This is a genomic window from Erwinia artemisiae, from assembly GCF_051400835.1.
GTDB lineage: Bacteria > Pseudomonadota > Gammaproteobacteria > Enterobacterales > Enterobacteriaceae > Erwinia > Erwinia aeris.
In genome coordinates, this window is sequence record NZ_JBLFFM010000002.1 from 277,717 (window position 1) to 291,049 (window position 13,333).

The window sequence follows — 13,333 nt, forward strand, 5'->3', positions numbered from 1 at the left end:
TGCGTGACGGAGACTGAGGGTTTCCCGCCACGTTTCAACAAGATATACGACGTGGCGCCTCGCCCGGCAAGTTGTACAATTAAATAATAGTTGTACAACAATAGAGAGTTGGTTAGGCTCAGGGGAGTCAAACAGGTTTAAGGAAAGGCATGGCTTTATACAGTATTGGTGACGTCGCCGAACGCTGTCGGATAAATCCTGTTACGCTTCGTGCGTGGCAGCGCCGCTACGGTTTGCTGAAACCGCAGCGCACCGAAGGCGGCCATCGTCAGTTTGATGATGAAGATATACAGCGTATTGAAGAGATTAAACGCTGGATAGAGAGCGGCGTACCGGTAGGCAAAGTTAAAGCGCTGCTGGAAGGCGAAAGCGTTAACGCGCACGACGGCTGGATGACGCTACAGGAAGAGATGATGACGGTATTGCGTCACGTCAGGCCCGCTAAGCTCAGAGCAAAAGTGGCAACGGCCGGTCGGGAACATCCGGCGGCGGCGCTGATTGACCATGTTTTTATTCCTATCCGCCAGCGACTGAACCTGGATCAAAATACGGCCAGAACGATGTGCAGCCTGCTTGACGGCATCCTGATCGATTACGTGACCTTCTGCCTTGCAGGCAGCCGCAAGAAGCCCGGCAAGGATGCGCTGATTATCGGCTGGGGCACGGAAGATCGTACGCGCATCTGGCTGGAGGCCTGGCGTCTGTCGCAGCAGGGCTGGCGTATGGAAGTGCTGGCCGAACCGCTGGAGATGCCGCGTCCTGAACTTTTTCCCGGCCAGCAGCTGTTTATTTTCACCGGGAAACCTCTGACGCGCCGCCAGCAGGAGCAGATCGCCCACTGGCAGGAACAGGGCTACGCCGTGGCGCATCAGGCCGCTTAGCTTTATGGTCATCGTCGCCAGCGCCCTGCTGGCCTCGTCTGCTTTCTCCTGCTAAAAACCAGCAAAGGCTTAACGTCCGCTCAGTAAAAGCGATATACTTTGCTCTCTTTTTTACGGCAGGCGGATAACGGTATGAACTGGCAGAAAATCGGCGTAATTTTTATCTTCTTAATGATGGCGCTGGGCGGTATCGGCGGCGTCATGCTGACCGGCTACACCATCCTTATTCGCGCTTAAACCGCCGTAGCAGGCGCTCGAAAAGGCGGTCCGTCACGATCGCCAGCAGCGCTACCAGGCAGGCTCCCTGTAAGATATAGGCGGTATTAAAGCCGCTCAGCCCGATAATCACCGGCGATCCCAGCGTGTTAGCGCCCACCGTTGAAGCGATGGTGGCCGTGCCGATATTAATAATCACCGAAGTGCGGATCCCGGCCAGGATCACCGGCGCGGCCAGCGGCAGCTCTACCTTAAACAGTATTTGACGCGGACTCATACCGACGCCCGCCGCCACCTCGCGCAAAGTCGGCGGCACCGCGTCAATACCGGCCAGCGTGCCCTGTAAGATCGGCAGCAGCCCATACAACAGCAGCGCGACCATTGCAGGCTGTTCGCCAAAGCCGATAACCGGCACCGCCAGCGCCAGCACGGCCACCGGCGGGAAGGTCTGGCCTGCGGCCACCAGCGTTTCTACTACCGAGCGAAACGCCTTTCCCGCCCGGCGCGTTACCGCAATACCGGCGCCCAAACCCACTATCACCGCAGCGAAGCTAGAGAACGCCACCAGCCGGATATGCGCCAGCGCCAGCCGGATAAAGCTTTCCTGCTGGTAAAGCGGCCTGTCGAGCTGGGGAAAAGCGCGCGCGAACAGCGGGCCGCTATAGGGCATCAGCAGCAGCAGCGCTACAAACAGTAAAATCAGCCAGAGGAGCGGATCGCGAAGCAGGCGCATATTATGGCTTCTTCTGTCGCAGTAAATCGGCAAAATGCAGCACGCCGAGCGGCTGCTGATTGCTGTCCCGTACCGCCAGCCGGTCGGTTCCACGTGCGATAAACAGCGACAGGGCTTCGCGCAGCGTCAGCGTTTCCGCAATGCTTTCCTCCTCCAGCCACTCGCCGCGCCGCGCCGCCTCACCGGCCAGCCCCAGCGAAAGCAGGCGAATACCCCATTCGCTCTGGCCGAAAAAGCGACGCACAAAGTCATTAACGGGTTTTGTCAGCAGCGCCGTCGGCGTGCCCTGCTGCACCACTTTGCCGCCGTCCATTAAGACCAGCCGGTCTGCCAGCGCCAGCGCCTCGTCGATATCGTGCGTTACCAGCACTATCGTCTTGCCGGAAAGGCGATGAATACGGGCAATTTCCTGCTGAAGCGTGGCGCGAGTCACCGGATCGAGCGCGCCGAAAGGCTCATCCATCAGCAGCACTTCCGGATCGGCTGCCAGCGCTCTCGCCACGCCAATACGCTGCTGCTGCCCGCCGGAAAGCTGATGCGGATAGCGATGGCGAAACGTCTCTTCCATATTCAGCAAGGCCAGCAGTTCACTGACGCGCGCGTCGATTTGCGGCTTGCTCCAGCCCAGCAGTTTCGGCACGGTGGCGATATTTTTTTCTACCGTCCAGTGCGGGAAAAGCCCGGTGGACTGGATAACGTAGCCCATTCGCCGCCGCAGCGCCTGCGGGTCGAAGCGACGGATCTCTTCGCCGCCAAAACGTATCGCGCCCTTATCGTGTTCGATCAAACGATTAATCATCTTCAGCGTGGTCGATTTACCGCAGCCGGACGTGCCGATCAGCACGGTAAATTCGCCTTTGGCGATATGCAGCGTCAAATCGCTGACCGCCGCCTTGCCCGCAAAATATTTACTCACCTCTTTGAATTCAATCACTGGCGTTGTATCCCGGAGAGCAACAGCTTAAATAACGTATCCACCGCCACCGCCAGGGCGATAACAGGGATCACCCCCAACATGACCAGATCCAGCGCGCTGCTGAGCAGGCCCTGAAAAATGACGGCCCCGAAGCCGCCCGCCCCGATCAGCGCGGCGATAACCGCCATGCCGATGGTTTGCACCGCCGTGACGCGCAGACCGGCAAGTAGTACCGGCAGCGCCAGCGGCACCTCGACCTGGCGGAATATCTGGCCGCCGCTCATGCCCATGCCCCGCGCGGTTTCAATCACCGCTTGCGGCACGTTCTGCAACCCGCTGACGACGCTACGCACCAGCGGCAGCAGCGCATAGAGCACCAGCGCGATTAGCGCGGGCGCCATACCGATGCCGCTGATACCTAACGTGGTCAGTGCCGGAAACTCGCGCGCCAGCCCGCTGAGCGGGGCGATAAGCAGGCCAAACAGCGCGACGGAAGGCACGGTCTGAATGATATTCAGCGTGGCGAAAACCGATGACTGTATGGCCGGACGACGACAGCAGTACCAGCCCAGCGGCACGCCCATCAGCAGCGCCGGCAAAAGCGTGCCGCCCAAAATCAGCAGGTGTCGTGACAGCGCCTGGTCGAAGACATCGCGCCGGTTGGCATACTCTTTCAGCAGGGAAAGCGCGTCGAGCTGGCCGCTCAGCAGCAAAAAGATCGCCGGCAGCCAGATCTGCGCGTTCAGCAGCAAACGCCATAACGCCTGTCGGGTCAAACGGCTGATGGCATCTGTCGCCATCAGCAGCGCCAGCGCGGCTGCCAGCCAGAAGCCGCTGCCCAGAGAGGTTCTTGCCAGCGGATGGCCCTGCTGCGCCAGCGAGGCGGCCGCATAACCGCCAGCGGCGATCAGCGCGATAAACAGCGTTTCGCTACAGAGCAGCGTTAAGGCCAGGCTGGTGCGCTTCTGCGGCCAAAAAGCGAGCAGCATCAGTAACAATGCGGGCAGCAACAGCCACCAGCCCAGGCCGTTGGCTACCTGTTGCAGCCCAAGCGGCTGACCGGAAACAAGCCGGTTCGGCGCCCAGTTGAGAAACGGCAGCGCCGTCAGCGCTGCCGTCAGCAGCAGCGCCAGCGTCAACGTAACGCGGTTATGTACCCGAATAGTCATTTTGCCGCGCGTGGCTACAGATTTTTCTGTTGCAGATAGTCGGCGGCCACTTTTTTCGCGTCCATCCCTTCTACCGCAATTTTGGCATTAAGCTGCTGCAGCGTTTTTTCATCCAGCGAGGCGAAAACCGGCTTCAGCCAGTCGCCGATTTGCGGATACGCTTTCAGCACCGCTTCGCGGATAACCGGCGTCGGCGCGTATACGGGCTGCACGCCCTTGGGATCGCTCAGCGTTTGCAGGCCAAGCGCCGCTACCGGGCCGTCGGTGCCGTAAGCCATCGCCGCGTTAACGCCGGAGGTTTGCTGCGCTGCCGCTTTCAGCGTAACGGCCGTATCGCCGCCCGCCAGCGACAGCAGCTGATCCTGATCCAGCTTAAACTGATAGGCACGCTCAAAAGCGGGCAGCGCGTCGGGCCTTTCGATAAACTCCGCCGAGGCCGCCAGCTTAAATTCGCCGCCGCTTTTCAGCCAGGCACTGAGATCGGCCAGCGTGGCGAGCTTGTTTTTCTGCGCCACATCGCCGCGTACCGCGATGGTCCATGTATTGTTAGCGGGCGACGGCGTCAGCCAGATCAGATGATTTTTCTCGCCGTCGAGCTTCTTAACCAGCTGATAGCCTGCCTGGGCATTTTTCCAGGCGGGGTTTTTCTCGTCGTGGAAGAAGAAAGCGCCGTTGCCGGTATATTCCGGATAGATATCCAGTTCGCCCGCCGTGATGGCGCCCCTGACGACCTGCGTATTTCCCAGCTGAATTTTGTTCACGGTTTTTACGCCGTGTTTATCCAGCACCTGTAAAATCAGGTTGCCCAGCAGCGAACCTTCCGTATCAATTTTCGACCCGACCTTTACCGCCTCCGCCGCCTGCGCGCCGCCCGCCATCGCCAGCCAAACCGCCAGCGCCAGCGCGCCGCCCAATCTTATGCTTTTAGCCATTTCGCGTTTCCCTGTTATCGACTCAGCTTCAAGAGTAGCTGAAGAATTAACCACTTAAAACCGCCGCCTTACAACTAAATTACATTGCACCGTTTGGTTGTAACTTATAACGAGCGGGAATTTAACTCTGCCAGCGCCGGGAGTATGCTCACAAACCACACCACTAAAACTGAATATAACCTCATGACTGACTTAACGGCTGAATCGCATGTCGCCACGGCAGGGAGCGAGCCAACGGGCGAAACGTTGTTTATCCGTCAGGCTGCGGACGTTGCAACGCTGGTCAACAACAGTACCCAGGCGCGTAGCAATGCGCATATCGTGATCGCGATTGCGCTGGGTGGCGTGTTTCTGGACGCCTACGATCTGGGCGCGCTGGCGTTTGGCATGAAGGACGTAACCAAAGAGTTTGGCCTGACGCCTGCGGGCGCAGGCATGGTGGCTTCCGCTATTGCCTTTGGCGCTATCGTCGGCGCGCTGATTGGCGGCTATCTCACCGATAAAATTGGCCGCTACCGCGTGTTTATGGCCGATATGTTTTTCTTTGTGGTGGCCGCGCTGGCCTGCGCTTTTGCGCCAAACGAATACGTACTGGCGGGCGCGCGTTTTGTGATGGGGCTGGGCGTGGGCATCGATCTGCCGGTAGCGATGGCTTTTTTAGCGGAGTTCTCGAAGCTGAAAGGACGAGGCAACAAGGCGGCCAGCATTGCCATGTGGTGCCCTACCTGGTATGCCGCTATTTCTGTCTCTTATCTGCTGGTGCTGTTTTTTTACTCGGTGCTACCGGAAGCACAGGCGGGCTGGCTGTGGCGGATTATCCTGGGCTTTGGCGCGGTACCCGCGCTGCTGATTATCGCCGTTCGCAGCCGCTATATGAGCGAATCGCCCGTCTGGGCCGCTAACCAGGGCGATTTGCATGGTGCGGCCGCTATTTTACGGCGCTCTTACGGCATCAATGCGCAGGTGGCGAAAGAAGCCGATCTGACGCCCGCCGTGCCGGTTCGTCGCGCCAGCTGGCGCAACTATGGCGAACTGTTTAAGGGCATTTACCTGCGTCGTACGCTGCTCGCTACCGTTACCGCCGTCGCTTCGGCTTTCGCCTATAACGCCGTTGCGTTTGGATTGCCGGTGATCCTCTCCAGCTTTCTGGCGCAGTCGATGCTGACCACCATCCTGGTCTCGCTGGCGCTGAATCTGCTGTTCGCCTTTGTTGGCGGGCTGCTGGCGGTACGTTTAGTGCCGCGTCTGGGCGCCTGGCGGATGACGGTAGCCGGCTACGGCTGCCAGTTTGTGGCGCTGCTCGGCCTGGCGCTGGTAGGCAGGCCGGACGACGGCACGCAGGCGGCGGTGTCTGTCGCCATGCTGGCGCTGTTTCTGCTGGGCCAGGGCTTTGGGCCAGGCTCGCATACCATGACTTTTGCCTCGCTTAGCTATCCAACCTCGCTACGCGGCGTGGGCGTGGGTATGAACCAGACGCTGATGCGCGGCAGCTCTACCCTGTCGCTGTTTCTGTTTCCGCTGCTGTCGGCGGCGCTGGGTACTAACGTATTCTGGGTTATCGGCTTTGCGCCGCTGGCGGGCCTGCTGGCGCTGCTGCTGGTACGCTGGGAGCCGTCAGGCTACGACGTGGACGCCGAGGATTTTACGGCTGAACCGCCAGCGCGGCCGCAGTAAAGCGGGCAAATTCGGCGGGGATGCGGGCAAAGGTATGCAGAAACCACGGCGTAAAACGCTCGGGGTGCGCCGCCATTTCCTGCTGAATTTCCGGCAGCGAAGCGTAGCGCCAGTCGTCTGCTTCTTCCGGATTAGGCTGCGGCAGCTCATCGCTCAGGGTAAACAGGACGTGACCATATTCATGTTCGATCAGGCCATTTGCCAGCGGCAGGTAATAGCTCAGCTCAAACATGGGCTGTAGCCTCAGCGATAACCCCATTTCTTCATTGAGGCGTCGCTCGGCCGCGTGTCGCGTCGACTCTTCCGGGTAAGGATGGCCGCAGGTGGTGTTGCTCCACAGCCCGCCGCAGTGGTATTTACCGCTGGCGCGCTGTTGCAGCAGCAGCTGATGGTGGGAGTTAAACACGTAAACGGTGACCGCGCGATGCAGCAATCCTTTCTGATGAACCTCAAGCTTTTCCATTCGACCGATGGCGCGATCCTGGTCATCGACCAGGATAACTTCGATTGCAGACATGCACACCTCTTAAGAATTATCTCAGATAATTGTGGCATATCTTTGGCGGCCGTGGCTGGGTAAAATCGTGCGAAAGTATGACGGCTTAGCCAGCCGGCGGATCCACCAGCTCGGGCCGCGCCCGGAAGACAGGATTACACCCCGCCTCGGTTAAGCGTTCCACTAATTGCAGGCCGCCTTGTGGTTCCTGTTCGACGAATTCCTGCTCGGCGGCCGTCACCGGCGTGGCCCATAACAGCGTCACTTTTTCTCCTTCGCGCGGCGGCAGTGTGAAACTGTCGCCCAGCGAGGCCGAAAGCAAAAAGCCTTCAAAACCTATCGGCGCGACGGCGGAAGAGAGCGTGTGCCCTTCGCCCAGCCAGCTGAGGCGCGCCCAGGGAAAATGCGCAAAGCTTGCCAGCGCGCTGGCCATCTGCACCGCGTTCTCTTCGCTCATCACCTCGCCGTCGATCGCCATCGCCAGCTCGATACGGCGATGATCGGCAGCGTCTTTATCCTTATAGAGGAAATCGATCCACGGCATGGGCCGGATGCTCATACCCAGCGTCAGAAAATACCAGTTGCCCTGATGATAGTGCTGCGAGATGGCCATTGGCGGCCAGCTGCCCTGGTCGATAGCGTAGTACTTTAGCGACTCGCCATATTGCGCCTCGTAGCAGCGCAGCATTTCTCGCTGAATGCCTTCCCACGGCTGGGCATCCTGCCAGTCGCGCCAGAAAAGACGATCTTTCTCCGCCCGCGCGTACCAGCTGTTGGTAGAGGCGGAACCCAGCGGCGCGGTCAGCCGGTTCTCTTTGATGCAGCCAGCGGAAAAGCTGACCTGTTTATCCTGATACAGGCTCCAGCCGGGAATAACCGCCAGCAGCTGCCCCTGATACCAGAGCGCCGCACCGTCATCGCCGGGCGTCCAGATAACCTGCAGGCCTGCCGGATGCAATATCGGCTCCGCTTCCAGCGTGCGGCAGTATTCGGCGCTGAGCAGCGGCGGAATGCCCTGCGCCATCGCCTCGCTGTCTTCCTGCGCGGGCGCAGGCAGCAGGTTTCTCAGCCAACAGCCGCGCACGGCAAACTGGCCGCGAAACGGCTCGGCCGGACGAATGTAAAAATAGGCGGTGCGCTCATCCTGCTCAACCGTGGCAATAAGGGTTTGTTGCTGATTAAAGACTTCAGCCAGCCGGTACGTCTGTGTCATAGCGCCTCGACAAGGGTTCAGGGTCATCCCTTTTCCCGGAATTTCCCGGAGAATAGAGCAGGATGCCCGTGCGCGCCATGTCACAACAAGGGTAATAATCTCAAATTTCGCGCCCCATGCGCTGCATGGCACGATAATAGCCGCCGCGACGCACGCACCAGCGCAGCCCGGACGCCAGCCATTTCATCCGCTGGCGGATTAGCGCCCGCCGCCAGCCGGAAAAGCGAAAGCCAAACTGCTGCTGCGTCCATTCGGGCAAAAGCTCAATGCCCGCCATCATCATAGTGCGCATGGCCGGACGCGCCTGCCAGCTCGGCGCGGGCATGGTCAGCAGCACGGCGAGCACCGCTCTGGTGCGCTCGTCACAGCGCAGCTGCGGCCGCATCGCCGTCAGATAAGCCTCAACTTCCTGTACCGTTTTCGGCACCTGCTTCGCACCCAGCGCTTCGGCCACCACGGCGGCCTCCGCATAATAGCGATCCTGATCTTCTCTGCTGAGCAGCGGATTTTTATAGCGCAGATGGGCAGCCAGAAAGCGGCTGGTCTCTGCGACGTGCACCCAGGTCAACAGCGCCGGATCGCTGGCCGCATAGGCGTTGCCCTGGCCGTCCACGCCCGTTACCCGCAGATGGATCCGCTTTACGCGCTCGATTAACGTGTGGGCGTCCGCCGTGTTGCCAAAGGTGGTCACGGCGATAAACTGGCTGGTGCGCCGCAGTCTGCCTGACATATCCTCACGAAAGGTTGAGTGATCCCAGACGCCTGCCAGCGCCTGCGGATGCAGCATCTGCATCAGCAGCGCGGAGATACCGCCGCACAGCATCGACGAGAAATCGCCGTGCACCTGCCAGATAACGCTGTCCGGCCCGTAAAGACCGGGATCGCCAGGCGGCTGGCTGAGGTCGAAGTCGTTCATCGCCAGCCCGTTCAGGCGAAAGACCTGCTGCTGGATCCTGTCTCTGAGTGAAAGCATTATTTTCCTGATTTTGGGGCGTTAATGACGTCTGATACAGCCCAGGCTGCGTTTTCGGGCAGTTCATCTTCGTGCCAACGTGACATCCGGCCTTGCCGATGTAATAAATTATATAATATTCCTTTGTTCTTTTTTAGACTTTGCAAGCAAGATGATACTTCGTTATATTTCTCGAGTAGCTTACTCAGCCTTTAAATCAGATATCAAAAGGATAAGGGAATATGCTTGAACCAGAAAAAGGATTATTAACCTTCAGAGCTGAAGGCAGCAATAGTAAATATACCAAAAGCGCGCGCCCTATGCTGGCTGGTGCACATAACAATCCACAGGAACTTATTAATTATATAAGAAATACGCCGGCCCTTCGTGATGATGAGCCTGCCAGACAAAGAGTAAACTATTTACTGGAGTCGCGATGAAAAAATCTCTCGCGTTCGTATTACTTATCTGCCAGGCGAGCTTTGCTCAGGAGAATTGCGCGACGATCACCAATAGCGAGCAGTACTATAACTGCTCATATATCAAAAAGGAGGCCGCTACCAAAAGGCTGGATGCTGTTTACAGTAAGTATTTAACTGAAGTTACTCATAGCTACACTGAGCATAAAAATATTGGTGAGGATCTTCTGGCTAAAATTAAAAAATCTCAGGTAGCATGGCTTAATTATATGCACGCTACTTGTGATATTTATGCCTTTCAGATCGACGAAAATAACCAGCGTCATACCGCGGCAATTAATCAATGTGTTACTGATATGTCGGAAAAAAGAGTCACGGAGCTGGCAGAAATGATAGCCAATATTTAACCAGTACAAGCCACGCCAGCCGGTATGCTCACCGTTAGTTGCCCGGATTTTCTTGCCGCCAGGGGGCAGGAATGTACAAACGCCGTCTACGGTAGCAAATCGGCGGCCATACCACGACGAAATGCACAAATGCCCTCTGCAGCGGCAAGCTGGCGATCGTAGCGGCGGCGAAAGCTTTCCAGCTGTTATCCAGATTATGTAAAAAGGTCACGCGTGGTTCCTGACTGAAAAATCCACCATATCGGTGCGGAAACTTCGCATCACAGGGAGAGTCGGGCGCAGGTAAAAAGTTTGATTGCGCTTAATTCCGCACGCAATAACCTTTATGCTTATCCGCTTTAACCCGCAGGGAAAAGGAAAAGCCATGAGTATCACTATCCGCCAGGCCCGTCCGGCAGACGCGCAAACCATTTACGCGATGATTTATGAACTGGCCGTTTATGAAAAAGCGCCGGAAGAAGTTGTGACCACGCCGGAGGAAATTCGCGAGACGCTGTTTGGCGCAGAAAGCAAAACCGAAGCGCTGATTTGCGAAGTGGACGGCACCGCCGTCGGCTATGCGGTGTTTTTTACCAGCTACTCAACCTGGCTTGGCCGCAACGGCATTTATCTGGAAGATCTCTATATTTCGCCCGATGCGCGCGGCAACGGCGCGGGCAAAGCGCTGATTAAGCATATTGCGCAGCTGGCCGTGCAGCGCCGCTGCGGTCGTCTGGAGTGGAGCGTGCTGGACTGGAATCAGCCCGCTATCGACTTCTATTTAAGCATTGGCGCCGTGGCGCAAAGCGAATGGGTGCGTTATCGCCTGGACGGCGACGCGCTGCTGAAATTTGCCGAAGCAGGAAAGTGAAAAGGAGGCGAATATTCGCCTCCTGATGTCTACAGCCGGGCCTTCACGCCCGGTTTTTACAGGTAATCAAATTCCACATCGCTGGTGTGAACAGAATCCAGCCCGATCATCACGCTGAATTTACCCGGTTCCGCCACCTGCTGCATTTTGGCGTTCCAGAATTTAAGCGCCTTCACGTCAACAGGGAAGGTCACGGTCTGCGACTCGCCCGCTTTCAGCATAATGCGCTTAAAGCCCTTCAGCTCCTTCACCGGGCGGCTAACGCTGGCGACCTGGTCACGCAGGTAAAGCTGCACCACGGTCGCGCCGTCAAGCTTGCCGGTGTTGGTCACCGTGACCGAAGCCGAAACCTGACCGTTACGCGGCATGGTTTTAGCCGAAAGCGTGACCGGCGATACCGTAAAGCTGGTATAGCTCAGCCCGTAGCCAAACGGATAAAGCGGGCCATTCTCTGCATCATAGTAATGCGAGGTATATTTGTTCGGCCTTGCCGGATCGTAAGGCCGCCCCGTGTTCAGGTGGTTGTAGTAGATTGGGATCTGCCCTACCGAACGAGGGAAAGACATCGGCAGCTTGCCGGACGGATTGTAATCGCCGAACAGCACGTCCGCGATGGCGTTGCCGCCTTCGGTGCCGCTGAACCAGGTTTCCAGCAGCGCATCCGCTTCGCGGCTCTCTTTAACGATAGCCAGCGGGCGCCCGTTCATCAGCACCAGCACCAGCGGCTTGCCGGTCGCCTTCAGCGCGCTAATCAGCGCCTGCTGCGAAGGCGGAATGGTGATATCGCTGCGGCTGGACGCTTCATGTGCCATGCCCTGCGCTTCGCCCACGACGGCAACCACCACATCCGCTTTTTTCGCCGTCTCTACCGCTTCGTCCAACAGCTGCTGCGGGGTGCGCGCATCTACCGTGACCGCTTTTTCATAGAGGTTCAGAAAGTCCTGAATGCCCTTGTTGTCGCTGACGTTAGCGCCTTTGGCGTAAAGCAGCGTGGCTTTGCCTGCGGTAGCGTTTTTAATGCCTTGCATGACGGTAACGGACTGCGAGGCGACGCCTGCCGCCGACCAGCTGCCCATAATATCGCGCTGGCTGTCGGCCAGCGGGCCGATCAGCGCGATAGTGCCCGCTTTTTTCAGCGGCAGCGTGTCATTGCGGTTTTTCAGCAGCACGATGCTTTTGCGAGCGACATCACGCGCTTCCGGCCGGTGTAAGCGGCTTTCGGCATTGGTGTCTTTGGGATCGCTCTCCGCCGGGCCAAGATGACTGTAGGGATCGTTAAACAGTCCCATATCATATTTGACGTTAAGCACATGGCGCGTGGCATCGTCGATATCCGCCATGCTGACCGCGCCGCTTTTTACCAGGTTCGGCAGATACTTGCTGTAGTATTCGTCGCTCATGCTCATATTCACGCCGGACTGGATGGCGACACGTACGGCATCCTGCGGATCGCTGGCCACGCCGTGCTTCATCAGCTCTTTGATCGCGCCGTGATCGCTGATGGTGATACCTTTGAACTTCCAGTCATCCCGCAGCAAATCTTTCAGCAGCCAGCTATTGGAAGTGGCAGGCACGCCGTTGATTGAATTCAGTGAGACCATCACGCCGCCGCTGCCCGCGTCCAGCGCCGCTTTGTAAGGCGGCAGATAGTCCTGCGCCAGCCGCTGCGGGCTCATATCCACCGTGTTGTAATCGCGACCGCCCTCTACCGCACCATAGGCGGCGAAGTGCTTCACGCTGGTCATCACCGAATAGCGATCCGCCGGGCTTTTGCCCTGCATGGATTCCACCAGCATGCGGCCCATCTCCGAGGTCAGCCAGGTATCCTCGCCGAACCCTTCCGATACCCTGCCCCAGCGCGGTTCGCGCGTGACGTCCACCATCGGCGCCCAGGTCATGTTCAGGCCGTCGTCCGCCGCTTCATAAGCCGACACGCGCCCCACGGTTGCGATAGCATCCAGATCCCAGCTTGCCGCCAGCGCCAGCGGAATAGGGAAAACGGTACGCTGACCGTGCACCACGTCATAGGCAAAGAACAGCGGAATTTTCAGGCGGCTGAGCTGCATCGCCTGATCCTGCATCGCGCGGATATCGTGGCGCGTGACGGTATTAAAGATCGCGCCGACCTGCTCTTGCTTGATCATTTCCCGGATAGCCTCTTTCGGGTTATCCGGGCCGACGCTGATTAACCGGAGCTGGCCGATTTTTTCATCCAGCGTCATTTTCTGCAGGAGGTTGCTCACAAAGGCATCGCGAGCTTCGGGCGTCAGCGGGTGCTGCCCGTGGTTATCGTCGGCAAAGGCAGGCTGTAGCGCCAGCGCAACGGCGAAGCTAACAGAACAAATCCATTTCATCAGGGTAGTTTCTCTCAGGTAAACGACAGAAAATCGTGCGGCGAGTGTGCCATAAGTTGAGGATAGCAGGTAGTTTTCAAGCCGGTTGAGCCTGCTTTAGTTCAGCGGTGCTAAAGTTAGG

14 protein-coding genes are annotated in these 13,333 nt (G+C 58.1%); 6 read left to right on the forward strand and 8 right to left on the reverse strand.

Annotation, left to right across the window (positions count from 1 at the left end):
* The first annotated feature begins 149 nt into the window (after nucleotides 1-149).
* Nucleotides 150-881, forward strand: coding sequence for a MerR family transcriptional regulator (locus tag ACMGEE_RS05875; protein ID WP_253454795.1), 732 nt, complete (start codon nucleotides 150-152; stop codon nucleotides 879-881).
* Between the two features lie 132 nt (nucleotides 882-1,013).
* The gene (locus ACMGEE_RS05880) at nucleotides 1,014-1,118 is read left to right on the forward strand and encodes a protein YohO (protein ID WP_125288804.1); all 105 of its coding nucleotides are present in this window, start codon (nucleotides 1,014-1,016) and stop codon (nucleotides 1,116-1,118) included.
* On the opposite strand, the gene ACMGEE_RS05885 is transcribed toward ACMGEE_RS05880, so the two are convergent.
* Genes ACMGEE_RS05885 through osmF form a run of 4 tightly spaced genes read right to left on the reverse strand, consistent with a single transcriptional unit; the run spans nucleotide 1,105 to nucleotide 4,847 of the window.
* Nucleotides 1,105-1,830: an ABC transporter permease gene (locus ACMGEE_RS05885; RefSeq protein WP_253454796.1), complete on the reverse strand. Its 726-nt coding sequence runs from the start codon at nucleotides 1,828-1,830 to the stop codon at nucleotides 1,105-1,107. The two genes, ACMGEE_RS05880 and ACMGEE_RS05885, sit on opposite strands and share 14 nt — an antisense overlap.
* A 1-nt stretch (nucleotide 1,831) precedes the next feature.
* Nucleotides 1,832-2,764, reverse strand: a complete 933-nt coding sequence (locus ACMGEE_RS05890) for an ABC transporter ATP-binding protein (protein ID WP_370733851.1) — start codon at nucleotides 2,762-2,764, stop codon at nucleotides 1,832-1,834.
* Nucleotides 2,761-3,915 (reverse strand): ABC transporter permease, encoded by a 1,155-nt coding sequence (locus ACMGEE_RS05895; protein ID WP_436829797.1) that lies wholly within the window; start codon nucleotides 3,913-3,915, stop codon nucleotides 2,761-2,763. The genes ACMGEE_RS05890 and ACMGEE_RS05895 overlap by 4 nt, the downstream gene beginning before the upstream one ends.
* A gap of 14 nt (nucleotides 3,916-3,929) precedes the next feature.
* A complete protein-coding gene (gene osmF, locus ACMGEE_RS05900; protein WP_301251268.1) occupies nucleotides 3,930-4,847 on the reverse strand; it encodes a glycine betaine ABC transporter substrate-binding protein OsmF in 918 nt (305 codons plus the stop codon).
* Nucleotides 4,848-5,030: 183 nt separating this feature from the next.
* Here osmF and ACMGEE_RS05905 point away from each other — a divergent pair, with 183 nt between their 5' ends.
* Entirely contained in the window at nucleotides 5,031-6,521 is a 1,491-nt protein-coding gene (locus ACMGEE_RS05905) for an MFS transporter (protein ID WP_369894944.1), read from the forward strand.
* Here ACMGEE_RS05905 and idi read toward each other — a convergent pair.
* The 3 genes from idi to ACMGEE_RS05920 all read right to left on the reverse strand — a co-directional run bounded on the left by idi (nucleotide 6,490) and on the right by ACMGEE_RS05920 (nucleotide 9,203).
* Nucleotides 6,490-7,038, reverse strand: coding sequence for an isopentenyl-diphosphate Delta-isomerase (idi, locus tag ACMGEE_RS05910; RefSeq protein WP_369894945.1), 549 nt, complete (start codon nucleotides 7,036-7,038; stop codon nucleotides 6,490-6,492). The two genes, ACMGEE_RS05905 and idi, sit on opposite strands and share 32 nt — an antisense overlap.
* A gap of 85 nt (nucleotides 7,039-7,123) precedes the next feature.
* Nucleotides 7,124-8,230, reverse strand: coding sequence for a suppressor of fused domain protein (locus tag ACMGEE_RS05915; protein WP_301251273.1), 1,107 nt, complete (start codon nucleotides 8,228-8,230; stop codon nucleotides 7,124-7,126).
* A 100-nt stretch (nucleotides 8,231-8,330) separates the two neighbouring features.
* Nucleotides 8,331-9,203 (reverse strand): oxygenase MpaB family protein, encoded by an 873-nt coding sequence (locus tag ACMGEE_RS05920; RefSeq protein ID WP_436829798.1) that lies wholly within the window; start codon nucleotides 9,201-9,203, stop codon nucleotides 8,331-8,333.
* A gap of 221 nt (nucleotides 9,204-9,424) precedes the next feature.
* On the opposite strand from ACMGEE_RS05920, the gene ACMGEE_RS05925 reads away from it, so the two are divergent.
* From ACMGEE_RS05925 to ACMGEE_RS05935, 3 genes are all read left to right on the forward strand, one after another.
* Nucleotides 9,425-9,622 carry a hypothetical protein gene (locus ACMGEE_RS05925; protein WP_253454804.1) on the forward strand — a complete coding sequence of 66 codons (198 nt, stop codon included), beginning with the start codon at nucleotides 9,425-9,427 and terminating at the stop codon, nucleotides 9,620-9,622.
* Nucleotides 9,619-10,008 (forward strand): lysozyme inhibitor LprI family protein, encoded by a 390-nt coding sequence (locus ACMGEE_RS05930; protein WP_253454805.1) that lies wholly within the window; start codon nucleotides 9,619-9,621, stop codon nucleotides 10,006-10,008. Before ACMGEE_RS05925 ends, ACMGEE_RS05930 begins: the two co-directional genes overlap by 4 nt.
* Before the next feature lie 364 nt (nucleotides 10,009-10,372).
* On the forward strand, nucleotides 10,373-10,858 hold the full coding sequence (locus tag ACMGEE_RS05935) for a GNAT family N-acetyltransferase (RefSeq protein WP_253454807.1): 486 nt from the start codon (nucleotides 10,373-10,375) through the stop codon (nucleotides 10,856-10,858).
* 56 nt (nucleotides 10,859-10,914) lie between these two features.
* Here the strand turns inward: ACMGEE_RS05935 and bglX are convergent, their stop codons facing one another.
* A complete protein-coding gene (gene bglX, locus ACMGEE_RS05940; RefSeq protein WP_436829799.1) occupies nucleotides 10,915-13,212 on the reverse strand; it encodes a beta-glucosidase BglX in 2,298 nt (765 codons plus the stop codon).
* Between the last annotated feature and the right edge of the window lie 121 nt (nucleotides 13,213-13,333).

Bases quoted from the DNA above. Each gene is read 5' to 3' on its own strand.
- ACMGEE_RS05875 (WP_253454795.1), top strand. From the start codon at position 150: ATGGCTTTATACAGTATTGGTGACGTCGCCGAACGCTGTCGGATAAAT.
- ACMGEE_RS05880 (WP_125288804.1), top strand. From the start codon at position 1,014: ATGAACTGGCAGAAAATCGGCGTAATTTTTATCTTCTTAATGATGGCG.
- ACMGEE_RS05885 (WP_253454796.1), bottom strand. From the start codon at position 1,830: ATGCGCCTGCTTCGCGATCCGCTCCTCTGGCTGATTTTACTGTTTGTA.
- ACMGEE_RS05895 (WP_436829797.1), bottom strand. From the start codon at position 3,915: ATGACTATTCGGGTACATAACCGCGTTACGTTGACGCTGGCGCTGCTG.
- osmF (WP_301251268.1), bottom strand. From the start codon at position 4,847: ATGGCTAAAAGCATAAGATTGGGCGGCGCGCTGGCGCTGGCGGTTTGG.
- ACMGEE_RS05905 (WP_369894944.1), top strand. From the start codon at position 5,031: ATGACTGACTTAACGGCTGAATCGCATGTCGCCACGGCAGGGAGCGAG.
- idi (WP_369894945.1), bottom strand. From the start codon at position 7,038: ATGTCTGCAATCGAAGTTATCCTGGTCGATGACCAGGATCGCGCCATC.
- ACMGEE_RS05915 (WP_301251273.1), bottom strand. From the start codon at position 8,230: ATGACACAGACGTACCGGCTGGCTGAAGTCTTTAATCAGCAACAAACC.
- ACMGEE_RS05920 (WP_436829798.1), bottom strand. From the start codon at position 9,203: ATGCTTTCACTCAGAGACAGGATCCAGCAGCAGGTCTTTCGCCTGAAC.
- ACMGEE_RS05925 (WP_253454804.1), top strand. From the start codon at position 9,425: ATGCTTGAACCAGAAAAAGGATTATTAACCTTCAGAGCTGAAGGCAGC.
- ACMGEE_RS05930 (WP_253454805.1), top strand. From the start codon at position 9,619: ATGAAAAAATCTCTCGCGTTCGTATTACTTATCTGCCAGGCGAGCTTT.
- ACMGEE_RS05935 (WP_253454807.1), top strand. From the start codon at position 10,373: ATGAGTATCACTATCCGCCAGGCCCGTCCGGCAGACGCGCAAACCATT.
- bglX (WP_436829799.1), bottom strand. From the start codon at position 13,212: ATGAAATGGATTTGTTCTGTTAGCTTCGCCGTTGCGCTGGCGCTACAG.